Consider the following 23,457-nt stretch of genomic DNA (forward strand, 5'->3'; position numbering starts at 1 on the left):
GCACAGCGATCGGCAAGGAGTGAACGACGATGAATCAGGAGCGCATCAACCGCGTCAAGGGCGTGGAGAAGATCACCGAGCACGGCGCCGCCCTGGCGAAGGAAGCGGTGCTGCGGTGCCAGCGGAATCTGGACGAGCAGCAGGCGCGATTGCAGCAATTGATCCAGTATTTCGAGGAATACGCAGCCGGGATCGGCTTTGCGGCGGGTGGGCGGGCACAGGCGTTCGCATTGCAGAACTATCGGGCCTTCATGGAGCGCATTGAGGAAACCATTGCCCATCAGCGGGCAGTATGCGCCCAACTTGAGGCCGAATTGGCAAACCATCAGCGTGCTGCGGCGGAAGCCAACAGTCAGCATCGTTCCGTGGAAAAGCTGCGCGGCCGCTTCGAGACGGAGCGGGATCGTTTGAACGACAAACTGGAGCAGCGGAACAACGACGCCCATGCGGCGCAGAATCACCGCGGTCCTCTGGGTGGATAGTCTGGGTGGGTAGTCTGGGTGGGTAGTAGGTAGGGGGTATTGAGTCATGGCCGATTTGAATAGTGGTCCGGTAATGAGTTTGACGTCGGGCACCCGGGTGGATCCGGCGCCGGCGGGCGCATCCGGTATCGGAGGCGGCAAATCCGGGGCGGGTTCCCAGGGCTTTGCCCAGATGATGGCGGGTGCCATTCAGGCCCGTGCGGCGGTCCAGTCTGCGTCAGACCAGGAGGGATCGAAAAGCGGTACCGTGAACGCGGCCAAGGATCTGATCAAGAGTCTTCAGGCCCGTATCAGTGAACTGCTGGGGCAATCCGGGCTACCCTCCGATGTGGCCGCCAGCCTGGGGGCGTTGCAAAAACAGTTGGCTTCGCTGACAAAGCAGCTTGGGGTGCCGGTTTCTACAACCGGATTGTCCGGTCAGTCTGCCCTGGATGCCCTGATGGCCCGTCTGCAAAAAATCGACGACCTGTTGAGTCAGGGAACCGTGGGCGATTCTGCCTGGGGAATGCAACTTCAAGCCGCGGCCGCCGGGTTGATGCCGCCACAATCGGCTGTCCATGAGGGACATAAGCAGGTTGTGACGGATAGTGTTGGGGATGGTCGTTCCATCACGGAAGAACACGCCGGTCTTGCTCGGGGGGATCGCAGGGCGGGCTTGCCCACTGCGGCGGGAGCGGATGTCCGGGGGGGCGGGCATACTGCAACAGGGAGCGTGGCTGCCCAGGATGCAACGGACGGATCCGCAAGCTTTTCCGGCGATACGGTTTCGTTCGGGCACGGGCAGAGCAATAAAGCGCAAAACGATAAATCCGTAAATAACTTAATACAGCCCTCGGTAATGTCCTCTGGTGACATGAATAAAAAGACGGATGAAGTGCTTAACCTTGTTCGTACTGCGGATTCTGTCACGACAAATGCTTCAATTTCGAGTGCCAATTATGCGAGCGCCGGCAATATCGGTTCTTCAGTACAAACTAATTCTCCATTGCCCTCCTTGCCTGGCGTGCTGGATTTGAATCAGCCGAAGCTGGCGGACAATATGGGGCAGCAAATTCAGTGGATGTTGGGTAAAAACATGTCCCGGGCAACGCTGGAATTAAACCCGGCGCAATTGGGGCCGCTGAAAATCACGATCGATATGCAGCAGAACCAGACGCATATTCAGGTTCTTGCCGCACACCACCTGACGCGAGATGTGCTGGAGCAGAGCCTGCCCCGCCTCCGAGAATTCCTTCAGGATGCCGGAATCGGCAATGCGCAGGTCACCGTGGGTCAGGATGGCAGCCAGGGCCAGGGGGCGAATCAAGGGCACATGGCGGATACCGGTGGCCGTTCGGCATCCGGCGGTTCTGCGGCCGCAACTCCGTCGGGTGGCGGGCAAGCAAGTCCTTCGTCCACAGTCGATCCGGTGGCGACCACGACGACGAATTGGCGATTGGATACCTTCGCCTGAGTTCGATGGCCTCGGTTCGGGGCATATTTCCGCCGAGTTGGAGCGTTTAATGAATGCCCAAGAGGCGCATTGGGGCATATGCGTTTTATCCTTGTTTTTTCGAAGGAATTTAATGTGCGCCTTAATTAAATGGTTCGCTTCTTTTGGTGTGGATTTGACGCGCGAAAACATCTTGCTAAAATATTACCGTTCTGGATTCATCCAATCAGTAATATCAAGGTGAAAATAATGGGTTCCATCGATTTAAACAGTCTGTCTGCTGATGATCTCAAGCAGCTGATGGCGAATGCCGAGCGGACGCTACGCGAGCGTCATCAGCAGCGCGTTCTGAGTTTGCGTAAGGAAGCCGAGGAATTGGCTGGGTTATTGAACGTATCTGTTGCCGAGCTTTTCGGTTTGGAAAAATCATCCAAGCTCGCCAATAAGAAACTGCCGGCCAAATATGTGAACCCGGCCGATCCGAGTCAGACCTGGTCCGGTCGTGGGAAGCGCCCGCACTGGTTGGCCGATGCACTGGCACGTGGCGAGTCCCTGTCCAGCTTCGAGGTCTGATGGAGGCGCCTTTGGCGCGATGCAGTGAAAAAGCCGGCATTTGCCGGCTTTTTTCGTTCATGGGGTGGGTTCGGCCGTGCGCTGCGGATTCGCAGGCAAGTCAAGCCAGGCCGGCGGGGTTTCCAGTTCACTGCGCAATGCTTCGGCCGCCCGGTCGATGATGCCGTGTTCTCGGTACAGGCGTTGATCTTCAGCCCACAGCTTCACGGCGGCTTCCGGTACACCTTGATGTTTGGCGACACTGATCAGTTGAACCATGCTGTCCCGGTGCCAGTGGGCACGCTTGATACTGCGCTCGTCGGGGAGTTCGGCGAGTGCCATGGTGGCTGCGGCGATCAGCGGCGCTGACTCGGTCTGGCGATCCTGGTCCCGCAGCAGCAGATTGGCGGCGAGTGGGGCGGCGACATCGATGGGTGCCCGGTACTTCAGCGCAATGATGAAGGCGATCAGGGTCAGGTCGCGGTCGCGTGTTGCCTGAGCCTGCTTGTACAGGTATTTGATCAGGGGATCGGGTTTTCCTGTACCCAGGAAAAGTTGGGCGCCGCGATCGACGATTTCGGGCGAAAGCTGGTCCGCGAGCCGCATGAAGGCCAGTTCCCAGAGCGCCAACTGGGTGGTAGAGGGCGTGTCCGACAGGAATTCGGCAAGGTTGTCCCAGGCTTCGTCGGCACCGCCCTGCTCGATGAGCTGTTCCACGAGAAAACGCAGGCCATCGATCAATAGGTCGTCCTGCTGGTCCCGCTGGGCGAGGGCGATGGCCCGCTTGGCCGGTCCGATGGCCTTGAACAGGGATTTGTTCTGTTGATATAGATGAGCCAGATCGAGCCAGGCCTGGCCGATGTGCGCCAGGGGCATGCCTTCGGCAACCAGGGCGTCGGGAGCATGGGTTTTCAGGGCATGCTCCAGGGTGGCGATGGCCGCATCCCGCGATCCCTGGGCTGCCTGAGCCAGAGCCAGCGTATACGAGACGCTGAAGTCGGCGCATTTGGCGAGCATCGCCTCGGCTAATTCAATGGCCTCGGAAATTTTGCCGCTTTCGATCAATTGCACACAGACGGCATCGGTGATTTCGGCAAGCGCCGGGTTGTCGCAGGCATCCATCCAGTGGCGAACCCAGGCCAACTCGTTCTGATCCGCGCGCCCGGTGTGCCACCGCGCCTCGTAGAACCAGTCTGTCACCGCACGGATTTCCGTGCGGCTGGGCGGATTCGGCGCGCGCCCTTCTTGATTCATGCGTTCAAAAAGGGGGAGCAGTTCGGCGGGAAGATCGGAAGGTGGGGTAATCGGGGTCATATCGGGTTCATTGTCGGCAATTTGGCGGTAGTTTATCAGGCTTGCGCTGCTGCAACCCGCCCGCTTTCTGCTAGTATGCGCGCCTGAGTTGGCCAGACTGTCGCGGCGCAGGAATGCGCGGAGGAAAGTCCGGGCTCCGTAGGGCAGGGTGCCAGGTAACGCCTGGGCGGCGTGAGCCGACGGAAAGTGCAACAGAAAACATACCGCCGAACGGTGTCGCAAGACATGCGTGGTAAGGGCGAACCGGTGCGGTAAGAGCGCACCGCATCCGTGGCAACACGCGATGGCATGGAAAACCCCACCCGGAGCAAGGCCAAATAGGGAAACGATCACGCGGCCCGCGTGGTTTCCGGGTAGGCTGCTTGAGGTCATCGGTGACGATGATCCCAGATGAATGACAGTTCTCGACAGAACCCGGCTTATCGGCCAACTCTCCCATTTCCCTCCTGGCTGCAGGTTTCTGCGGCCTGCTCTTGAATCGGGCGTAGCCCCCGCTTCGGCTGCGCCTGTGACGCGATCCTTGCCAAGCGGCAAATGGCTATGAATTTCAATTGGTTGTGCTTGTTGGTGGTTTTTGCTCCATCGGCCTCTGCACGATTGGCGGGCAAGTTCGGTCCCCCAGGCGACTCTTCGCGCGTTTTCTCATTAATAACGCGTAAGCTGCTGTTTTAGTCCAAAAATCACACCGCGTCCCTTTGTTTTTTTTATTCCGTAACCCTATGTGATGTAAAGAAAAATAATCAAAAAGGGGGTTGTTTGTGTCGATGGGTGTCGATATAGTGCACCCGAGTGGGAAAAAGTGGGGATCGGTGGGAAAAAGTGTTTCGGGGTATCACCAACCTGAATCTGGATGGCAAGGGTCGTTTGGCAATGCCGACGCGCCATCGGGCGGCTTTTGCCGAAGATGAGGGACAGATGGTGATTACCATCGATACCGACGAGCGCTGCCTGTTGCTGTATCCCCTGTCCACCTGGCTGACGATCGAGCGGCAGATCGATGCGCTGCCTTCCTTCAATAAGACGGCCAATCGCATCAAGCGGATGCTGATCGGTCATGCCACGGAAGTGACCCTGGATGGCGCGGGGCGCATTCTGGTTCCGGCTGAATTGCGCGGTCATGCGGAACTGGAGAAAGAGGCGGTTCTGGTCGGCCAGGGCAAGAAGCTGGAGCTGTGGGCGCAGCCCAACTGGACCCGCCTGACGGACGCCTTCCTGGGCGAAGACGATGATGAGGCCCTGCCTGCCGCGTTGGAGTCGCTGTCCCTATGAGTACCGACACCGTCCTGACCCATCAGACCGTGCTTCTGGATGAGGCTGTGGATGCGCTTGACCTACACCCGGGTGGCGTCTATCTGGATGCGACCTTCGGTCGGGGTGGGCACAGCGCCCTGATGCTGGCGCGTCTGGATGATTCGGCGCAGCTGTACGCGACGGATCGGGATCTACGCGCGATCGAGACGGGCGAGGCGCTGGCGGCCCGGGATCCGCGATTCCATATTCGACACGCCCCCTTTTCTGCCGCTGCGGATTGGCTTGCTGAGCTCGGGTTGAGCGGCCGCGTGGATGGTGTTCTGTTCGACCTCGGCGTTTCCTCGCCGCAGATCGACGAGGCGGCGCGGGGCTTCAGCTTTCAGCAGAACGGTCCCCTCGACATGCGCATGAACCAGCAGGCGGGCGAAACGGCGGCCGAGTGGTTGGCCCATGCCGAAGAAGCGGAGATCGCGAATGTCCTGTATCGGCTTGGGGATGAAAAATTCTCCCGGCGCATTGCGCGGCGGATCGTGGAAACCCGTGATGCACATCCTTTAACGACCACCTTCGATCTCGTGCGGTGCATCGTCGAGGCAACGCCGCGCCGCGATCCCCACAAGCACCCGGCGACGCGCAGCTTCCAGGCCATCCGTCTCCATATCAACCGCGAACTCGACGAAATCACCACGGCCCTGTCGAAGGTGGTGGATCTGCTTGCCATCGGCGGTCGTCTGGTGGTGATCAGCTTCCATTCGCTTGAGGATCGTATCGTCAAGCAGTTCATCCGCGAGGAAAGCTCGGTGGATCGGGATTTCTTCGGGCAGCCCGTCGGTACGGCGCGCCTGGCGCGCGTGGGTGGCGCCGTGCGGGCCTCCGGGGCCGAGGTGGCGCGCAACCCCCGTGCCCGCAGCGCGATCATGCGAATCGCGGAGCGTGTGGCATGAAATTCCTCGTTGCCTTGCTGGGCTTTGCCGTATTCGCTTCGGCGCTGGTCGTGGTCGATCTGGCCCAGCGTGACCGCGACCTGACCCGGTCGCTCAGCGAGCAGCGGCAGGCCATTCAGAAGCTGAACGTCACCTACGCTGAGTTGCAACTGGAGGAGGGTGCGTTGGCCGCGCAGGGTCGGGTGGATCAGATTGCGCAGACGCGTCTGGACATGCACATGCCACGTCCTGACCAGATCACGATGGTGTTCCGATGAGCCGCGCCGTCACGACGCCCCTGAGGAATCAGAAGAAGGCTGCGCCGACGCCGTCTGCCAAGGATCGGGCGCAGTGGTGGTCCTGGCTGGGTGCGCGCTGGCGGGTCGCCGTGGTTTCCGGGGTTTTCGGCCTGTCGGCACTGATCCTGGTCGGGCGCGCGGTGCAAATCCAGATCAGCGAACAGGGGTTTTATCTGCAGCAGGGGGGCGATCGGCAGCAGCGGGTCCAGGTCATTCCTGCGCATCGCGGCATGATAACGGACCGCAACGGCGATCCGCTGGCGATCAGCGTGCCGGTGGATGCCGTCTGGGTCAACCCAACCGAAATCACCAAGTATTACCAGCAACTGCGAACCGACCCGAATCCGAAATCCAAGAAGGATCCGGATCCCATCAAGACGCTGGCGGCCTTTCTCGAGATCCCACGATCCGTTCTGCAGGCGCAGATCGACAGCAACCGCAGCAAGCAATTCATCTATGTGCGTCGCCAGTTGCGCCCCAGCGTGGCACAGCAGATTCGCGCCGCGAAACTGCCGGGCGTCGGACTGCAGCGCGAATACCAGCGCTTCTACCCGACGGGCGACGTCAGCGCACCGCTGGTCGGTTTCACGAATATCGACGACCACGGGCAGGCGGGTCTGGAGGCCAGCTACAACCAGTATCTGTCCGGGAAGGCCGGACAGCGCCTGATTCTCAAGGATGCCTACGGACATGAGATCGACGATCTGGGTGTCATTTCGCCGGCGCAACCGGGCAACGATCTCGCGCTCTCCATCGATCGTCGCCTGCAATATCTGACCTACAGCGAGCTGGCCAAGGGCGTGGTCGAGACCCAAGCCGAATACGGGTCAGCCGTGCTGATGAATGTGGCGACCGGCGAAGTGCTGGCGATGGCCAGCGTTCCGTCGTTCAATCCGAACAACCGGGCGACCATGACACCGGCCCTGACCCGCAATCGGGCCATTGTCGATCAGTTCGAGCCGGGTTCGTCCATGAAGCCGTTCACGATCCTCGCCGCCTTGGAAAGCGGCCGCTGGCAACCGCAAAGCACCGTGAATACGAGCCCGGGCTGGGTGCGCGTGGGCGGTTTCACCATTCGCGATCACCGGAATTATGGGGTGCTCGACCTGCGTGGCATTCTGGAAAAATCCAGCAACGTCGGGGCCAGTCACATCGCCGAAGATATCGGCAACAAGGCCCTCTGGACCGAGTTTCATGATTTTGGCTTTGGCCAGGATGCCGGCGTGGGTTTTCCGGGTGAAGTGTCCGGGCGAATGGAGAACTGGCGGGACTGGAGCGTCAGCGGAACGGCGGCCCATTCCTATGGTTACGGCTTGAGCGTGACGACGCTGCAGCTCGCCACCGCGTATGCCGCCCTGGCCAATCATGGGCGCTACATTCACCCGACACTGTTGCGGCGAAGCCAGCCGGCACATGCCGTGCAGGTGGCATCGGCGAAAGATGCCGATACGGTGGTGTCGCTCCTGCAGGCTGTCGTCTCACCGGAAGGTACTGCGCCGAAGGCGCGCATCCCGGGGTTTCACATTGCCGGCAAGACCGGTACCTCCCGCATGATCGGGCCGGACGGCAAATACTCCACCGACAAGTACAACACGGTATTTGCCGGGATAGCACCGGCCAGCGACCCGCGTCTGGTGCTCGTGGTGGTGGTGACCGATCCCCAGAAAGGCAGTTACTACGCGGGCGATGTTGCGGCACCGATTTTCCAGCACATCATGGCGGGTGCCCTGCGGATGCTGAATATCCGACCGGACGATCTGCCCAACGAGCCGGCACAACTGACGGCGCAACAGACGACTCGATTGATCCCCATGTCGCTGACCAAGCGGACGGAAGGGGGCTGACATGAGTTTCCTGGTATTGAATCGGCAGACCGTGGCGAGCTTGCTGACCGCTTGGGGCTTCCCGCTGACGGTGTCCGCGGAAATGGCGGCACAGGAAGTTCGTGCATTGACGGACGACAGTCGGGAAGTGGGGCCGGGTGTGGTGTTCGTGGCGCGTGCCGGCGTGCATCATCAGGCGACGGATTACATTCCGATGGCTCTGGAGCGGGGTGCCCCGCTGGTGCTTTGCGAGCAACCGTGGGCAGATGGCCGTTGCGTCCAGGTCCCGAACCTCACCAGTCAGCTCTGGCGTCTCGTGAGCCTGGGTTGCGGCGAGGATCTCTCCTGTCTGCAGATCGTTGGCGTGACCGGCACGAACGGCAAAACCAGCGTGACCCACTTCATCGCCGGCGCGCTCAAGCGGAGTGGCGCCCAGCATACCGCCGAGATCGGGGTGATCGGTACCTTGGGCGCGGGGTTGTGGTCTCCCGGCCTGGACCGTTTGAAGCCGACGGGGAATACGACGCCGGGCCTCTTGGAGATTCTGGCGATCTGCGTCGACTTCGTCCGTACCGGCGTGCGCTATGTGGCCATGGAGGTCTCGTCCCATGCCCTCGATCAGGGGCGCCTGGACGGCGTGCCGATCACGGCCGCCGTGTTCACGAATCTCAGTCGGGATCACCTGGATTATCACGGCGACATGACCCGCTATTTCGCGGCCAAGGCGAAATTGTTCATGCGTCCGGAGCTCAAGGCGGCCATCGTGAATTTCGACAGTTCAGTGGCCGAGGATTTGCTCGAGGCGATGAGTGGCTCGGCGGCATGCTGGGTGTACGGGCTTGGCGATCCGGACTGGCGCGTGGCGGATTGCCAGCAGGTAACCGTACGGCACATGGTGGCCAGCCCTGAAGGTTTGCGACTCACGGTGCAGTCGCCGTTGGGCGAACTGTCCCTGGCCACCGCCCTGATCGGCGCCTTCAATGCCAGCAATCTCCTGGCCGCCCTCACCACCCTGCTTGCGCTCGGCATGCCGCTGGAAATGGCGGTTTCCGGGCTCAATCAGGCCGAGGCGCCCCCGGGGCGGATGGAGCGTTTCGAGCTGCCCGGGGCGGGACACGCGATCGTCGATTACGCCCACACGCCCGATGCCCTGGATCAGGTGCTGCGAGCCGTGCGCGACCACCGGGGCGATCGGGGGCGGACGATTTGCGTGTTCGGCTGTGGCGGGGAGCGGGATCGGGGCAAGCGTGCGTTGATGGGTGCCGTGGCGGATCGCCTGGCGGAGGTCATCGTGCTGACGAACGACAATCCGCGCAGCGAGTCGCCGCAGGCGATCATCGACGACATCATCGCCGGGATCTCGGTCCATGCCAACGTCACCATCGAACCGGACCGGGCCGCGGCTATTCGCCAAGCACTGGATGCGGCCGGACCTGAGGATTGGGTGGTGATTGCCGGCAAGGGGCACGAACGTACGCAGGAAATAGCGGGCACGTTCCTGCCGTTCAGCGATGTCGATACGGTCCGGCAGTGGATCGATGGAGGGGCGACATGATCACGACGTCCCTGACGCAAGTGGCGAATTGGCTGTCCTGTGCGCAGGTCCCCGAGGGCCTTGCGGTGCGCGGCGTCAGCACCGATTCCCGTCAGCTGCAGCCCGGAAACCTCTTCGTGGCGCTGAAGGGCGCGCGTTTCGACGGCCATGACCATCTGGCCCAGGCCCTGGAGCAGGGTGCGGTGGCTGCGGTCGTATCCACCCGTAACGTCAGCATCAATCTGCCGCAGTTAGTCGTGCCCGATACGCTCGAGGCATTGCAGATCCTGGGCACGCGCTGGCGGGAGCAGGTCGATCCGACAGTCATCGGGGTGACGGGCAGCGCGGGGAAGACCACGGTCAAGCAGCTGCTGGCCGCAATATTTTCTCAGGTCGGTCAGACTCGGGCGACCGTCGGGAATCTCAATAACGAGATCGGCGTACCGCTCACCCTGTTGTCGCTGGACGAGCGCGATCAATACGCCGTGATCGAGATGGGCGCGAATCATGTGGGGGAAATCGCCCGTCTGACGGCAATGGCCAAGCCCGATCTGGGTGTCGTGACGATGGCCGGCAGTGCACATGTCGGCGAGTTTGGCTCCGTGGATGCCATCGTTCAGGGCAAGGGCGAGCTGTATGTCGGGCTTGCGCCGGATGCGCAGGCACTGATCAACCTCTGCTCTTATGGCGCGGAATACTGGATGGCGCACAGCACGGCAGCCTGGACCGGTTTTGCGCTGAAGAACTGCCCGCTGGCCGAACGCGCGCGTTGGGTCGGGGATTACGACGAGGCGACGGCGACGCTGACCATTCAGGAAGCGGGGCAGGCGCTCCTCGCTGGGTGTCCGTTGCCGCTGCCCGGTGCCCACAATGCGGTGAACGTGCTGGCGGCCGTATCCGTGGCGCGCGCCCATGGCCTGGGTGCCGACACGATCGCCGCCGGGCTGCGGGCCTTTGCGCCACCGTCGGGTCGGATGACGCTCATCGCCCTCGATGCCCAGGTGATGCTGATCGACGACAGCTACAACGCGAATCCCGAATCGATGCGTGCCGCACTGGATTACCTCGTGGGAAGACCAGGGGCTCATATTGCCGTTCTGGGCGACATGGGCGAACTGGGTGCGCAGAGCGCCGAGCTGCATCAGGCACTGGGCGAGTACGCACGGGGCCTGTCTTTGGATGCGGTTTTTACCCTGGGTACGGACATGTTGGGCATGGTGGCGCACTGCGTCAGAAAACCGGGCGCGATTGCGGCGTGTGCCTGTTCGTCACCGGAAGAGGTGGTCGAGCGGATATTGCCGTATCTCGCACAATTCCGTCAGGCCAATACCCCGTTGACGATCCTGTTCAAGGGGTCCCGCTTTATGAAAATGGAACGGGTGATGCACCTCCTGCAATCCCGAACTCGCACCGAAGGAGCGCTCTGAGATGTTGTTGGCCCTGTTTGACTGGTTGGCCCATTACCACAGTGTGTTCGGCGTCTTTCACTATCTGACGTTCCGGGCGATGCTGGGGGTGCTCACGGCGCTGATGATCGCGTTGTGGATCGGCCCGCCCATGATCCGCTGGTTGCAGTCCATCAAGGCGGGGCAACCCATTCGCGGGGACGGCCCGCAAACCCATCTCACCAAGGCGGGCACGCCGACGATGGGCGGCGCGTTGATTCTTGCCGCCATCGGGGTGGCCATGCTGCTCTGGGGCGATCTGACCAACAAGTACGTGTGGATTGCCCTGCTGACGACCTTCGGCTTCGGTGTGATCGGCGGTTGGGACGACTACCTCAAGTTGAGTCGGCGGAACAGCAAGGGTCTGGCTTCGCGCTACAAGTATTTCTGGCAATCCGTGGTCGCCCTGATCGTGGCGGTGATCCTGTTCACGATCGCCAAGACGCCGCAGGAAACCGGGCTCATCCTCCCGCTGTTCAAGGATGCCCTGATCCCGCTGGGGTTCGGTTTCATCCTGCTGACCTATTTCGTGATCGTCGGCAGTTCCAACGCCGTGAATCTCACGGACGGTCTGGATGGGCTCGCCATCATGCCGACGGTGCTGGTAGCAGGCGGCCTGTCGGTATTCGCCTACGTCACCGGTAACGCGAAATTCGCGCTGTATCTCGGTATTCCCTATGTGCCGGGTGTGGGCGAGTTGGCGGTGTTCTGCTCGGCCATGGTGGGTGCCGGTCTCGGGTTCCTCTGGTTCAACAGCTATCCCGCCCAGGTCTTCATGGGCGATATCGGCGCCCTGGCGTTGGGTGCGGCACTGGGCGTGGTCGCCGTCATGGTCCGTCAGGAAATCGTGCTGTTCATCATGGGCGGGGTGTTCGTGCTGGAAACGGTGTCCGTGATCCTGCAGGTGGCCTCCTTCAAGCTCACCGGCAAGCGGATCTTCCGCATGGCGCCCATCCATCACCATTTCGAGCTGAAAGGCTGGCCGGAACCGAAGGTGATCGTCCGTTTCTGGATCATCACCGTGATTCTGGTCCTGATTGGTCTGGCCACGTTGAAGGTACGGTAACGATGAGCGATACCCTGATCATCGGCATGGGCAAGAGCGGATTATCCGTGGCGCGGCATCTCGCCCGCCACGGTGTGCCGTTCCGCGCCGCCGATTCTCGGGGTGACTTCGATTTGCTCAAGGCTTGGCAGGCAGAATTCCCGTCCTGCACGTGTACGCTTGGGGCCTTGCCGGCCGACCTGGTGACCGGGGCACGGGAAGTCATCGTGAGTCCCGGCGTGCCATTGACAGGGGCCTGGTATGACATGGCGCTGGCACTGGGTGTTCCCGTGCGCGGCGATATCGACCTGGCCCTGCATGCGGCAAAGCGGGAACGGACGCCGACCGTTCTGATCACGGGCTCCAACGGCAAGAGTACCGTGACTGCCCTGGTGGGCGCCTTGATGGACGCGCTGGACATGCAGGTCGGCGTCGGCGGGAATTTCGGAACGCCGGCACTGGATCTGCTGATGCAGTCAAATGACGTGCTGGTGCTGGAGGTTTCGAGCTTCCAGATCGAGTCCGTGGACTTTTCCGATCTGACGCCCACGGCATCGCTTGTCCTGAACATCAGCCAGGATCATCTGGATCGGCATGGCACGATCGAGCGCTATGCAGCCATCAAGGAAAAAATTCTGCATCGGGCCGAGGTCGCCGTCATCAATCGGGATGATCCGCTGGTCGCAGCGATGGCCGGTCGAGTCCGGGGTCGTCTGGTTTCGTTTGGACAGCAGGCGCCGGAACGCCGCGAAGATTTCGGATTGTTGACGACCGACGAGGGCGTCTGGCTGGCACAGGGCCCGCGCAAACTGTTCCCCGTCAACGAGCTGGGCATCCAGGGGCTGCACAATCAGATGAATGCGCTGGCCGCTCTGGCGCTGCTGCAGGGCGCGTTGCCGGAGATTGACCTCGGGGATGCGCGCATTGCAAGCGTTCTTCGCCAGTTCACCGGGCTGCCCCATCGTGCGCAGCTGGTGGGCACCGTGGAGGGCATCCGGTTTGTCGATGACTCCAAAGCCACGAATGTCGGTGCGGCCGTGGCGGCGATCATGGGCATGGATGGGCCGCTGGTGCTGATCGCAGGCGGACAGGGCAAAGGCCAGGCGTTCGATGCGCTGGCGGAAGCCCTCCGGGACAAGTGCATCGGGATTGTCCTGATCGGGGAAGATCAGGACGTGATCGCCAAAGCAGTCCGTTCGGTTTTGGGCGAAACCCTGCCCATGCGCCGGGTTGAGCGTATGGATAGGGCTGTGTTCGAGGCGGCCCGTCTGGCCGTGCCGGGCGCCACCGTTCTTCTGGCGCCTGCCTGCGCCAGTCTGGACATGTTCAAGAGTTACGTGGATCGGGGCGAGCAGTTTGCGGCTGCCGCCGCGACGCTCGCGGTACGGGGTGTCGAAGCGACACCGGGAGTCGCACCATGATGCATCATCTCGAACGCCTGCTGCCCTGGCTTTCCGCGAGTGCCTCGGCCAATCCGGTCAATCCGCGCCACAACGAGGAAGCGATCCGTATCGACCCCATTCTGCTGGTCGCCGTGCTGGCGCTGTTGGCCTGGGGGCTGGTGATGGTGATGTCGGCTTCCGCCGAACTGGGTGAGCGCTTCGGCAATCCCTTCTATTTCGTGATCCGCCAGAGCGTGGCGATCGTGATCGGGGTGGTGCTCGTGATGACCGTGTTCCTGCGCCAGCCGATCGCCCGTTGGGTGGAGTTCAAATCGGTGATCCTGATCGGATCGCTGCTGCTGCTGGTTGTCGTGATGATCCCGGGTATCGGTCATTCGGTGAACGGCGCCAATCGCTGGATTCCCCTGGGGCCGGTGAACATCCAGGCTTCCGAGTTCGCGCGACAGGGATTCATCCTCTGGATGGCGGGTTATATCGCCACCCATACCATCAAGTTGCAGAACCGCATCACGGGCATGTTCGGCCCGGCTCTGGTGATCGGGCTCGCCAGCTTCCTGCTGCTGATGCAGCCGGATTTCGGCACGACCGCCGTACTGGCGACGACCCTGTTCGCCATGGCCTGGCTGGCGCGCGCCCAGTGGCAGATGATGGTCGGTTCGACCGCGATCCTCGGTTTTCTCGGGGTCATCGTGGTGCTGTCGCAGCAATATCGGGTCGAGCGGCTGCTGTCGTTCTCGAATCCCTTCGCCGATCCCTTCGGCCATGGCTATCAGCTGGCCAACGCGCTGATAGCGATCGGAACCGGTGGCGTATTCGGGCGGGGTCTGGGCGAAAGCGTCCAGAAACTCTCCTATCTCCCCGAAGCGCACACGGACTTCATTTTTGCCGTACTGGCGGAAGAACTGGGGCTTGTCGGGGTCATCTGTCTGCTTGCGCTCTATGGCGTGATCGTGTGGCGGGGGTTCGTCATCGCCGGCATGGCATGGCGCGAACATCAAATCGCGGGTGCGGCGCTGGCCTGGGGCATCAGTTTCTGGTTCGGCATGCAGGCCCTGATCAACATGGGCGTGAACATGGGTGTCCTGCCCACCAAGGGTCTGACGCTGCCGCTCATGAGTTACGGGGGGTCGGCGATCATCGTCGCCATCATCTCTTTGGGCCTCCTGATGCGTGTGCATCACGAGGCAGCACTGGTTATGGAAATGCGGGCGTCGGTCGCATCGAGGCGCCGACAGAAAGTCACGATGGAGCAGACACAGGAGGTGTTCTCATGAATCCGGCGGGTGGAAAGGCGGCAACGATCTATGTCATGGCGGGGGGAACCGGGGGGCATGTCATTCCTGCCCTGGCCGTCGCGAAACGTTTGGCCGACCAAGGGTTCGACATCCGCTGGCTGGGCACCCCGGCCGGTATCGAGGCAAAACTGGTGCCGGATGCCGGATTCGCCATCGACTGGCTGGCGATCGGTGGACTGCGTGGGAAGGGGTGGATGACTCGGTTGACCATGCCGTTCCGCTTGCTGCGGGCCGTACTGCATGCGCGTCAGCTGTTTGCGCGCCACAAGCCGGTGCTGGTTGTGGGGATGGGGGGCTACGCGGCCGGGCCGGGCGGGTTGGCAGCGTGGTGGCTCGGCATCCCATTGATCGTGCATGAACAGAACGCCGTGGCGGGACTGACAAACCGGGTTCTGGCGCGGTTGGCCCGGGACACGTTGTCGGCCTATGTCGGCGCCTTTTCGAATCCGCCGAAGCATTTTACGGTGGTTGGCAATCCGGTTCGTCCGGACATCGTCGCTTTGCCGGCACCACGTCAGCGGTTGGCCGACCGAACCGGACCGGTCCGAATTCTGGTGTTGGGCGGAAGCCTGGGCGCCAAGGCATTGAACGAACTCGTTCCGGCGGCACTGGCGCGGATCGGTCAGTCGATTCCCCTGTCGATCCGCCATCAGACCGGACGCCAGCATCTGGACGCAACGCAAGCGAATTACGGCCAGAGCCGTTGGGCGACTCACTGCGACTATCAGGTTTTCGATTTCATCGAAGACATGGCGGAAGCCTATGGCTGGGCGGATTTCGTCATTGCGCGATCCGGTGCCCTGACCGTGGCCGAGATCAGCGCGGCGGGAATCGGGGCCTTGTTCGTGCCGTTTCCCCATGCCGTTGACGACCATCAGACCCGCAATGCCCAAGGGCTCGTACAGGCGGATGCCGCCTATCTCATCCAGCAACGTGATCTGACCGTGGCCGGCATGGTCGACGTGTTGACGCCGGTTCTGGCCGATCGGGATCGGCTCCGGGAGATGGCCGTGGCCGCGCGGAGCAAGAGTTTGCCGAAGGCCACCGAGACCATCGTTCGAATTTGTATTGAAGCACTGGGGCAACCCAGGCTGGAAGGTGCCCAATGATTAATCCGGTGATGATCGATCATCGTCCCGTCGCCGAAATCCGGATGCGTCGCGTCCGGCAACTGCACTTCGTCGGGATCGGCGGGGCGGGGATGAGTGGCATCGCCGAGGTGTTGAAGACGCTCGGATTCACGGTGACGGGGTCCGACGTGGCCGAGTCTGCGGCCGTTGCCCGTCTGCGGGCATTGGGGATCGAAGTTTGGATCGGTCATGAGGCCGGTCATGTGACGGGTGCGGACGTCGTGGTCATTTCGACGGCCGTGAAGGTGGACAACCCGGAATTGCTGGCAGCGCGCGAGTTGCGACTGCCCATCGTCCGTCGCGCAGAAATGCTGGCCGAACTGATGCGTTTCCGCATCGGTCTGGCCGTGGCGGGCACCCATGGCAAGACGACGACGACCTCCCTGCTGGCCGCGATTCTCGCCGAGGCAGGCTGGGATCCGACCTACGTGATTGGCGGCAAGCTTCTGTCCAGCTCGTCGAATGCCCGGCTGGGGCGGGGCGAATATCTCGTGGCCGAGGCGGATGAGTCCGATGCCTCGTTCCTGCATCTCCAGCCGCATGTGGCGATCGTCACGAACATCGATGCGGATCACCTGGAAACCTATCAGGGTGATTTCGAGCGGCTGGTCGATCATTTCGTCGAATTCATGCACAACTTGCCGTTCTACGGACTGGCCGTGATCTGTGCCGACGACCCTGTGGCGGCGCGGATCGTGCCGCGTATTGGCCGGCAGGTGTTGACCTATGGCGTCGAGCAATCGGCCGACGTGCGGGCGACGAAGGTCGAGGAATCGGGGTTCTGCAGCCGGTTCACCGTCGAGGCGCCGGATACGCCGCCGTTTGCCTGCGAACTGGCCATGCCGGGTCGGCACAACGTGCTCAATGCCCTGGCGGCCATTACAGTCGCCCATGATCTGGGTGTGCCGATCCATGCGATCCAGCAGGCCTTGAACGGTTTTCAGGGCGTGGGCCGGCGGCTGGAACGCCGGGGGCAATTGGTCATCCATGGCCATGCCTATCCGCTCATCGATGACTACGGGCATCACCCGCGCGAGATCGAGGCGACGATCCAGGCCGTTCGGTCGGCATGGCCGGATCATCGGCTGCTGGTGATTTTCCAGCCCCATCGCTTCAGCCGGACGCGCGACCTGTTCGAGGATTTCGTTCGGGCGCTGTCCACGGTCGACCAGTTGGTGCTTCTGGACGTCTACCCGGCCGGCGAGTCGCCCATCGCCGGCGCGGACGGTCGTAGCTTGGCCCGCGCCATCCGCAATCGCGGCGTGGTGGATCCCGTGTTCGTCACCGAAGCCGACGAGGTGCCCGGCGTGCTGCCGGACATGCTGCCGTCGACAACCGAATCCGCCGCGCCCACCCTGATCCTGACGCTGGGCGCCGGCAACGTCGGCAGTTTGCCCGCACTCTTGCTGGGCCGGTTTGCGGAGGTATCCGATGCGTGATCCCAAAGCATTTGGTCGGGTCGTGCTGCTGATGGGCGGATGGTCCTCGGAGCGTGCGGTGTCGCTCAAGAGTGGTGCCACCGTCGAAGCGGCATTGAAGCGGGCCGGCGTGGACGTCACCGTCATCGATGTCGGCCCCGATTTTCTGGTTCCCCTGGCCGCGGCGCATGCGGAGCGGCCCTTTGATCGCGCCTTCATCATCCTGCATGGCCGCGGGGGCGAGGACGGCCGTATCCAGGCCGTACTGGAGCTGCTGGGTATTCCCTATACCGGGACTGATGTGACCGGCTCGGCCATCGGCATGGACAAGCTTGCCTGCAAGCGCATCTGGCGCGGCGAAGGGTTGCCGACCCCGCCCTGGGCGCTGGTGGATACCATCGACGAGGCTCGGACTGCCCTGGACGACCTGGGCTTGCCGGTCATGGTGAAGCCTGTGGCGGAAGGGTCGAGCGTGGGCGTGGCGAAGGTGGATCGCGCCGAGGATCTGCCGGCGGCATTCGAAGAGGCTCGCCGGTTCGGTCGCGTGATGATGGAGCGATTCGTGCGCGGTGGGGAGTACACCGTGGCGATCCTCGACGGTCGTCCGTTGCCGGCGATTCTGCTGGCTACGCCCCATGCCTTTTACGACTACAACGCCAAGTACCTCGCCGACGACACCGAATACCGCATTCCCTGCGGACTGGATGCAGCGGATGAAACCCACATGCAGCAGATTGCCCTGCGCGCGTTTGCGCTCATCGGCGGCTCGGGCTGGGGACGCGTGGATTTCATGCGCGATGCCGAGGGCAACTGCTGGCTGATCGAGGTGAATACCGTCCCGGGCATGACGGATCACTCGCTGGTGCCGATGGCGGCGCGTGCAGTGGGAATCGATATCGAAACGCTGTGTCTCGAGATTCTCGCGACCGCGGGACACACCGATGCGAAGCCGGCAAGGGGTGCAGGTGATGCTTTGGGCCAGTCGTGATGAGAACGGCGCGGCGTCCGGTTCAGGCAAGGCCACGTTCGCCTTCGTTGCGCGAGCAATGGGCCGTGCTGTGGGCAGGAATCAAGCGGCTGCTGACCGTGCTGTTCACCTGGGCGATCACGCTGAGTTTGCTCGGGCTGTTTGTCCTGGCCGGCTGGGGCTTCTGGCAGAAACTTCAGGTGCCGGTCACCGAGATCCGGGTGATCGGTGCGGGCGGGGAAGTGAGTGCGGATTGGGTTCGTTCAGAACTGAAGCCGCTGATCGGTCAGGACATCTGGCAGGTCAATTTGCCGGCGGCGCGGGCTCAGCTCTTGCGGAACACCTGGTTGACGGATGCGCGAATCCGCCGGACCTGGCCGAATGCATTGGTGGTCAGCGTGTCGATTCATCATCCGATCGCGCGCTGGCAAAGCGATCAGTTGCTCGACTCGGATGGCAACGTATTTCGTCCGACGGACCGGGTGCCGGATTCGTTGGCTCGGCTGCCGCTGCTGAGCGGCCCGGAAGGACAGCAGTGGGCGCTCTGGGAGCGGTATCTGAGTATCAAACCGGCGTTGCAGTCGGTGGGGCTCGACACCATGGGGTTGGTCGAGGATTCGCGCGGATCGCTGGATGTGATGGTTCAGGACGGTGTCCGGATCCGTCTGGGCGTACAGCAGGTCGAGCAGCGGCTCCAGCGTTTGCTGGACGTGTATGGCAAGACGGTGGCGGGCAAGCTGAATCAGATCGTTGCCATCGACTTGCGGTACAGCAACGGATTTTCGGTGCAGTGGCGGGACGATCCGCAACCGACTGGTAAGTCGGCGGATCGCAAGAAGCAGAAATGATTGAGGGGAATGAGATAAAGCCATGTGTGCAATAGCAGTACGAAAGGGAGAGCGGGACCTGGTGGTCGGCCTCGACGTCGGTACCACCAAGATCGCCGCACTGGTGGGTGAATACGATGCCGATGGACATCTCAGCCTGATCGGTTATGGCCAATCCCCAACTAACAAGGGGCTGCGCCGTGGTTCGGTGGTCGATATCGATTCCACCTCCCGGGCGATCAAGCGGGCCATCGATGCCGCCGGCGCCATGTCCAACTGCGAGATCGGTTCGGTCTGGGTCGGCGTGGCCGGCGACCATGTCATCAGCATGGACTCCAAGGGGATGACGGGCACGGCGGGGCGCGAGATCACCCAGGCCGACATCAATCAGGTCGTGCAATCTGCCAAGGCCGTGAAGATCCCGGACGGCCAGCAGATCCTGTACTGCGAGCCGCAGGAATTCCGCATCGACGGGCAGGACGGTATCCACAAGCCCCAGGGCATGACCGGACACCGGCTCGAAGCCGACGTGCATATCGTGACCACCGCCACGAACAACGTGCAGAACATCATCAAGTGTGTGGAGCGTTGCGGGTTGGCGGTCACCGGCACGGTGCTCGATCCGATCGCAGCCGCGACGGCCGTCCTGAACGAAGACGAAAAGGAACTGGGCGTCGCCCTGATCGACATCGGCGGTGGCACGACGGATATCGCGATCTTTACGCGGGGAGCCCTGCGCTATACCACGGTGTTGCCGATTGCCGGCGAGCAGGTGACCAACGATCTCGCCTACGGATTGACCACGCCGCCCGCGCAGGCCGAGGAAATCAAGCGTAAGTATGCCGATCTGCGCCCCCTTGACGACCGCAGTCACAGCGAGGAGATCGAGGTGCCCGGCGTAAGCGGTCGCCCACCGCGGCGGATTTCCCGCGACATGATGATGCGGATCTGCCGTCCGCGGGTGGAGGAGATCCTGTCCTATATCCAGGAAGCCATCCGTCGTTCGGGCTATCACGAAATGATCAATGCCGGTGTCGTTCTGACCGGTGGGTCGGCGGCGATGCCGGGCCTCGTGGAACTCACCGAGGACTATTTACAGATGCCGACGCGTCTGGGGTTGCCGCAGGGAATCAGCGGCAACCACGAGGCGTTGAAAAATCCGGCCAATGCCACCGGTATTGGTTTGATCCTGCATGGTCGCAAGGCCGAGATGCAGAACGAGTTCGCCACGCCCATGGATGGGCAGGGCGAGCCCATGCTTCAGCAGCTGAAGCGGTGGTTCAAGGACCACTTTTGATTGTTTGACAGAGCCCAACCTCTCATTGTGTAGGAGACGAAATCATGACCTGGAAAATGCTGGAAACCCAAGGCGAAAGCGCCAAAATCAAAGTGATCGGTGTCGGCGGCGGTGGCGGCAATGCCGTGGCCCATATGCTGTCGCGCGAACTCGAAGGTATCGAGTACATCTGTGCGAACACCGATTCGCAAGCCCTGCGCAAGAGTCAGGCACAGGCTCAGCTGCAGATCGGCGGTAACATCACGAAGGGGCTGGGCGCTGGCGCGGATCCTGAACTCGGTCGGCAGGCTGCCCTTGAGGATCGCGAGCAGATCCAGGAAGCCATCAAGGACGCGAACATGCTGTTCATCACAACCGGCATGGGTGGTGGTACCGGTACCGGCGCAGCCCCGGTAATCGCCCAGATCGCCAAGGACATGAACATCCTGACCGTCGCCGTCGTGACCCGTCCGTTCAGCTTCGAAGGAAAGAAGCGGACCAAGACCGCGATGGAAGGCATCGAGGAACTGGAAAAGCACGTGGATTCCCTGATCGTGATTCCGAACGACAAGCTGACCGCCGTGATGGGCAAAGGCGCCTCCCTGCGCGACGCATTCTCGGCAGCCAACGAGGTGCTGTTCACCGCCGTTTCCGGCATTTCCGAACTGATCACCCGTCCCGGTGAGATCAACCTCGACTTCGCCGACGTACGCGCCATCATGACGGAGCGGGGCACGGCGATGATGGGTACCGGTATCGGCCGTGGCGACAATCGTGCCGCTGAAGCGGCCGAGGCGGCGATCCACAGCCCGCTGCTGGACGACATCAGCCTGACCGGGGCCGAGGGGATTCTGGTAAACGTGGCCTCCAATGGCGATCTGTCCATCGGCGAGTTCATGGAGATCGGCGAACTGGTTCAGGCGCTTGCCGGTGACGAAGCCCTGGTCAAGGTGGGTACGGCGATCGACGAAACCCTGGAAGGCGAACTGCGCGTGACCCTGGTGGCCACCGGTCTGGTTCGGCATCCGGTCATGGTCGACGTCGATCAGCGCAAACCGCGCGTCGTGGTGCATAACGAAGCACCGCGTCAGGCGATCCCGGAAGTCGAGGCGACACAGGAACCGCTGCATCGCCAGCCCGTGGTGACGATGCGCGGCAATACCGCCGTGAATCTCGACGTGATCGACATTCCGTCCTTCCTGCGCAAGCAGGCGGACTGATTGGGCAACAGCTCGACTTGACGAGGGCAGTCATGTCCTACGGTCGGCGCGTCTGCCCATCGACCGCGAACCTTGGGCAAGGGTGCGGGTGATGGAAATCCGTCGGAGAATGCCAGGTTTCGTCTCAACGTGGCGACCTTCGGCGTGTCCAGGCGTGTGGGCTGTTTGTCTATCGATGTTGCGTGCCGCTTCGGAGTGATGTGAGGTAGATGGTCGCCCCGGGATGGGTGATCGATGATCTGCGAGTCGCAACGACAAAACCGTGCTGCAAGGTTGGGCTTGCGGCACGGTTTTTTTATTGGCAGAAATCACCTGATCGATGTCTTCGCCCCGGGCATCCAGGTCCGAGCACGGGTAATCCGTTGGTGGTATCCCGCTGTGCGCAGGCCATAAAAAAACCGCCCCGAAGGGCGGTTTCATCAGTTGATTCGGAACCGAATCGAATTAGAACTTGTAGGAATAGCCTACGGTCGCTTCATACTCCTTCATGCGGATTGTCTCGGTGCCGTAAGCAACCGGGGTGCCGGAAGAGGTGTCGTAAAGCGTACCGGTGACGGAAACTTTCGGCGCATACATGACGGCTGCGCTGATTTCCTGGTGCTTGTCGACCGCATAGGTGAAGCCAGCGGTGTAATGGGAAGTCATGACGCCCGGTGCCAGGGTGTTGAACAGCACATCACGTCCTTCGATCGGGTTCTGGCCATGGTTGTAGCCGAAACGGACCTGCAGATCGGGCGTCGCCTGCCATTGTGCACCCAGCTTGACGATGTTGATGCTCTTCCAGCCAAAGCCCGGACCGTTGTCGCTACCCAGCGGTGCCTGATTGGTGCTGGGATTGGAGATGGCCTTCACCTCAGAGTAGTTGATTCGCTCGAAGTCCGTGGTCAGCGTCCAGTCCGGTGCGACGCGGAACGCACCGCCGACGGTCCAGGTGGAAGGGATGTCGAACTTGCCACCCTGAGCAAACAGACCGGAGTACTTGTCGAATTTGCCCATATGGACTTTGGACTGGTAGCTGGCCCCCAGGGATACGACGTCGGTCGCATGCCAGAGCACCCCGATCTTGCCGCCCCAGCCATTGGATTTGGCATATTCGTTGGAAGTGACGTTGGACGGCGAAGAACTCATGCCGGCAAACGCCCCCAGTCCCTTGGCGCGGAACTTCTGGTGCGCGAAGATGAGGCTGGCGCCGACGGAGAGCTTGCCGTCCATGAAGGTATGCGCATAGGTCGGCGTGATGAACAGCTGCTGGAGATCTACGCCGGTCGGGCCGCCTGTATAGCCCGGAGGCGCCAACGGGCTGTAGAAGGTGCCGTAGGGTTGCGTGGAGAACAGGGAGGCGGCCGTACCGCTGTAATCGGTATTCAGACCGCCGTTGCCGTACATGGCAATACCCACGGTGTTGCTGCTGTCCAGCGCATAGGTGAATGCCAGTTCCGGGATGTAGAAATTGTTGCTGCCGCTGTCTGCGGAGATGTGGTTCCCCATGACTGTGGCGTCGTAACCACGCTTCGGGCTGAACCAGGATACGTCAAAATCAAAACGCGTGCCGACGTCGGCGATACCAGCCGGGTTGGTTGCCATGCTCATGGCGCTTTGCGGCAGTGCGACGCCAGCGCCTGCCATGCCCATGCTCTTGACGCCAAAGCCATGCGAGAAATAGCCATTGGTTGCGTGGGCGGCACCCGCAGTGAACAGAGTGGCGGCAACCGATGCAGCCAGAAGTGAGCGCTTGAAAACCATTAATTCAATCTCCTGTGAATTTGCTTTTTTTATATGCAGCTTTGCAACGATATGCATCGAAGCAGACTGCTTATTTGG

The 23,457-nt window shown here is 61.9% G+C and carries 20 protein-coding genes and 1 other RNA gene; 19 read left to right on the forward strand and 2 right to left on the reverse strand.

The genetic code is table 11. The annotated features are described in order from the left end of the window. Positions 1-29: 29 nt before the first annotated feature. The 3 genes from fliJ (at position 30) to A9404_RS11590 (ending at position 2,487) form a co-directional block, all read left to right on the forward strand. Positions 30-482, forward strand: a complete 453-nt coding sequence (gene fliJ, locus A9404_RS11580) for a flagellar export protein FliJ (RefSeq protein WP_066101787.1) — start codon at positions 30-32, stop codon at positions 480-482. 172 nt (positions 483-654) lie between these two features. Continuing rightward, a complete protein-coding gene (locus tag A9404_RS11585) occupies positions 655-1,935 on the forward strand; it encodes a flagellar hook-length control protein FliK (RefSeq protein WP_197490344.1) in 1,281 nt (426 codons plus the stop codon). Between the two features lie 228 nt (positions 1,936-2,163). Next, positions 2,164-2,487 (forward strand): H-NS histone family protein, encoded by a 324-nt coding sequence (locus A9404_RS11590; RefSeq protein ID WP_066101793.1) that lies wholly within the window; start codon positions 2,164-2,166, stop codon positions 2,485-2,487. A 57-nt stretch (positions 2,488-2,544) separates the two neighbouring features. Here the strand turns inward: A9404_RS11590 and A9404_RS11595 are convergent, their stop codons facing one another. Then, positions 2,545-3,780: a tetratricopeptide repeat protein gene (locus A9404_RS11595; protein ID WP_066101796.1), complete on the reverse strand. Its 1,236-nt coding sequence runs from the start codon at positions 3,778-3,780 to the stop codon at positions 2,545-2,547. Between the two features lie 84 nt (positions 3,781-3,864). Between A9404_RS11595 and rnpB the strand changes: the two genes are divergently transcribed. From rnpB to ftsZ, 16 genes are all read left to right on the forward strand, one after another. Further along, an RNA gene (gene rnpB, locus A9404_RS11600) (RNase P RNA component class A) lies at positions 3,865-4,218 on the forward strand. 381 nt (positions 4,219-4,599) lie between these two features. Beyond that, positions 4,600-5,049 (forward strand): division/cell wall cluster transcriptional repressor MraZ, encoded by a 450-nt coding sequence (mraZ, locus tag A9404_RS11605; protein ID WP_066101799.1) that lies wholly within the window; start codon positions 4,600-4,602, stop codon positions 5,047-5,049. Next, positions 5,046-5,975 (forward strand): 16S rRNA (cytosine(1402)-N(4))-methyltransferase RsmH, encoded by a 930-nt coding sequence (rsmH, locus tag A9404_RS11610; RefSeq protein WP_066101802.1) that lies wholly within the window; start codon positions 5,046-5,048, stop codon positions 5,973-5,975. Before mraZ ends, rsmH begins: the two co-directional genes overlap by 4 nt. After that, on the forward strand, positions 5,972-6,232 hold the full coding sequence (ftsL, locus tag A9404_RS11615) for a cell division protein FtsL (RefSeq protein WP_066101805.1): 261 nt from the start codon (positions 5,972-5,974) through the stop codon (positions 6,230-6,232). The genes rsmH and ftsL overlap by 4 nt, the downstream gene beginning before the upstream one ends. Continuing rightward, entirely contained in the window at positions 6,229-8,097 is a 1,869-nt protein-coding gene (locus A9404_RS11620; protein WP_082922942.1) for a peptidoglycan D,D-transpeptidase FtsI family protein, read from the forward strand. Before ftsL ends, A9404_RS11620 begins: the two co-directional genes overlap by 4 nt. Before the next feature lies 1 nt (position 8,098). Continuing rightward, the gene (locus A9404_RS11625) at positions 8,099-9,631 is read left to right on the forward strand and encodes a UDP-N-acetylmuramoyl-L-alanyl-D-glutamate--2,6-diaminopimelate ligase (protein WP_066101808.1); all 1,533 of its coding nucleotides are present in this window, start codon (positions 8,099-8,101) and stop codon (positions 9,629-9,631) included. Then, positions 9,628-11,037: a UDP-N-acetylmuramoyl-tripeptide--D-alanyl-D-alanine ligase gene (locus A9404_RS11630; RefSeq protein ID WP_066101811.1), complete on the forward strand. Its 1,410-nt coding sequence runs from the start codon at positions 9,628-9,630 to the stop codon at positions 11,035-11,037. Before A9404_RS11625 ends, A9404_RS11630 begins: the two co-directional genes overlap by 4 nt. 1 nt (position 11,038) lies before the next feature. Next, positions 11,039-12,121, forward strand: a complete 1,083-nt coding sequence (gene mraY, locus A9404_RS11635; RefSeq protein WP_066101813.1) for a phospho-N-acetylmuramoyl-pentapeptide-transferase — start codon at positions 11,039-11,041, stop codon at positions 12,119-12,121. Positions 12,122-12,123: 2 nt separating this feature from the next. Next, complete coding sequence (gene murD, locus A9404_RS11640) at positions 12,124-13,521, forward strand: UDP-N-acetylmuramoyl-L-alanine--D-glutamate ligase (RefSeq protein ID WP_066101817.1); 1,398 nt, start codon at positions 12,124-12,126, stop codon at positions 13,519-13,521. Next, positions 13,518-14,777: a putative lipid II flippase FtsW gene (gene ftsW / locus A9404_RS11645; protein ID WP_082922943.1), complete on the forward strand. Its 1,260-nt coding sequence runs from the start codon at positions 13,518-13,520 to the stop codon at positions 14,775-14,777. Before murD ends, ftsW begins: the two co-directional genes overlap by 4 nt. Next, positions 14,774-15,907, forward strand: a complete 1,134-nt coding sequence (murG, locus tag A9404_RS11650) for an undecaprenyldiphospho-muramoylpentapeptide beta-N-acetylglucosaminyltransferase (RefSeq protein ID WP_066101820.1) — start codon at positions 14,774-14,776, stop codon at positions 15,905-15,907. The genes ftsW and murG overlap by 4 nt, the downstream gene beginning before the upstream one ends. Then, positions 15,904-17,367 (forward strand): UDP-N-acetylmuramate--L-alanine ligase, encoded by a 1,464-nt coding sequence (gene murC, locus A9404_RS11655; RefSeq protein ID WP_066101823.1) that lies wholly within the window; start codon positions 15,904-15,906, stop codon positions 17,365-17,367. Before murG ends, murC begins: the two co-directional genes overlap by 4 nt. Continuing rightward, complete coding sequence (locus tag A9404_RS11660; protein ID WP_066101826.1) at positions 17,360-18,334, forward strand: D-alanine--D-alanine ligase; 975 nt, start codon at positions 17,360-17,362, stop codon at positions 18,332-18,334. The genes murC and A9404_RS11660 overlap by 8 nt, the downstream gene beginning before the upstream one ends. A 65-nt stretch (positions 18,335-18,399) precedes the next feature. Continuing rightward, complete coding sequence (locus A9404_RS11665) at positions 18,400-19,161, forward strand: cell division protein FtsQ/DivIB (protein WP_066101828.1); 762 nt, start codon at positions 18,400-18,402, stop codon at positions 19,159-19,161. A 31-nt stretch (positions 19,162-19,192) separates the two neighbouring features. Beyond that, complete coding sequence (gene ftsA / locus A9404_RS11670) at positions 19,193-20,437, forward strand: cell division protein FtsA (protein WP_156521378.1); 1,245 nt, start codon at positions 19,193-19,195, stop codon at positions 20,435-20,437. A 44-nt stretch (positions 20,438-20,481) separates the two neighbouring features. Continuing rightward, a complete protein-coding gene (ftsZ, locus tag A9404_RS11675) occupies positions 20,482-21,636 on the forward strand; it encodes a cell division protein FtsZ (protein ID WP_066101834.1) in 1,155 nt (384 codons plus the stop codon). 444 nt (positions 21,637-22,080) lie between these two features. Here the strand turns inward: ftsZ and A9404_RS11680 are convergent, their stop codons facing one another. Continuing rightward, a complete protein-coding gene (locus A9404_RS11680; protein WP_231880913.1) occupies positions 22,081-23,379 on the reverse strand; it encodes an OmpP1/FadL family transporter in 1,299 nt (432 codons plus the stop codon). Positions 23,380-23,457: the final 78 nt, after the last annotated feature.

It is taken from the genome of Halothiobacillus diazotrophicus, from assembly GCF_001663815.1.
Lineage (GTDB): Bacteria > Pseudomonadota > Gammaproteobacteria > Halothiobacillales > Halothiobacillaceae > Halothiobacillus > Halothiobacillus diazotrophicus.

Coding starts and splice junctions, on each gene's coding strand:
- fliJ (WP_066101787.1), top strand. CDS start 30: ATGAATCAGGAGCGCATCAACCGCGTCAAGGGCGTGGAGAAGATCACC.
- A9404_RS11585 (WP_197490344.1), top strand. CDS start 655: ATGATGGCGGGTGCCATTCAGGCCCGTGCGGCGGTCCAGTCTGCGTCA.
- A9404_RS11590 (WP_066101793.1), top strand. CDS start 2,164: ATGGGTTCCATCGATTTAAACAGTCTGTCTGCTGATGATCTCAAGCAG.
- A9404_RS11595 (WP_066101796.1), bottom strand. CDS start 3,780: ATGACCCCGATTACCCCACCTTCCGATCTTCCCGCCGAACTGCTCCCC.
- rsmH (WP_066101802.1), top strand. CDS start 5,046: ATGAGTACCGACACCGTCCTGACCCATCAGACCGTGCTTCTGGATGAG.
- ftsL (WP_066101805.1), top strand. CDS start 5,972: ATGAAATTCCTCGTTGCCTTGCTGGGCTTTGCCGTATTCGCTTCGGCG.
- A9404_RS11620 (WP_082922942.1), top strand. CDS start 6,229: ATGAGCCGCGCCGTCACGACGCCCCTGAGGAATCAGAAGAAGGCTGCG.
- A9404_RS11625 (WP_066101808.1), top strand. CDS start 8,099: ATGAGTTTCCTGGTATTGAATCGGCAGACCGTGGCGAGCTTGCTGACC.
- A9404_RS11630 (WP_066101811.1), top strand. CDS start 9,628: ATGATCACGACGTCCCTGACGCAAGTGGCGAATTGGCTGTCCTGTGCG.
- mraY (WP_066101813.1), top strand. CDS start 11,039: ATGTTGTTGGCCCTGTTTGACTGGTTGGCCCATTACCACAGTGTGTTC.
- murD (WP_066101817.1), top strand. CDS start 12,124: ATGAGCGATACCCTGATCATCGGCATGGGCAAGAGCGGATTATCCGTG.
- ftsW (WP_082922943.1), top strand. CDS start 13,518: ATGATGCATCATCTCGAACGCCTGCTGCCCTGGCTTTCCGCGAGTGCC.
- murG (WP_066101820.1), top strand. CDS start 14,774: ATGAATCCGGCGGGTGGAAAGGCGGCAACGATCTATGTCATGGCGGGG.
- murC (WP_066101823.1), top strand. CDS start 15,904: ATGATTAATCCGGTGATGATCGATCATCGTCCCGTCGCCGAAATCCGG.
- A9404_RS11660 (WP_066101826.1), top strand. CDS start 17,360: ATGCGTGATCCCAAAGCATTTGGTCGGGTCGTGCTGCTGATGGGCGGA.
- ftsZ (WP_066101834.1), top strand. CDS start 20,482: ATGACCTGGAAAATGCTGGAAACCCAAGGCGAAAGCGCCAAAATCAAA.
- A9404_RS11680 (WP_231880913.1), bottom strand. CDS start 23,379: ATGGTTTTCAAGCGCTCACTTCTGGCTGCATCGGTTGCCGCCACTCTG.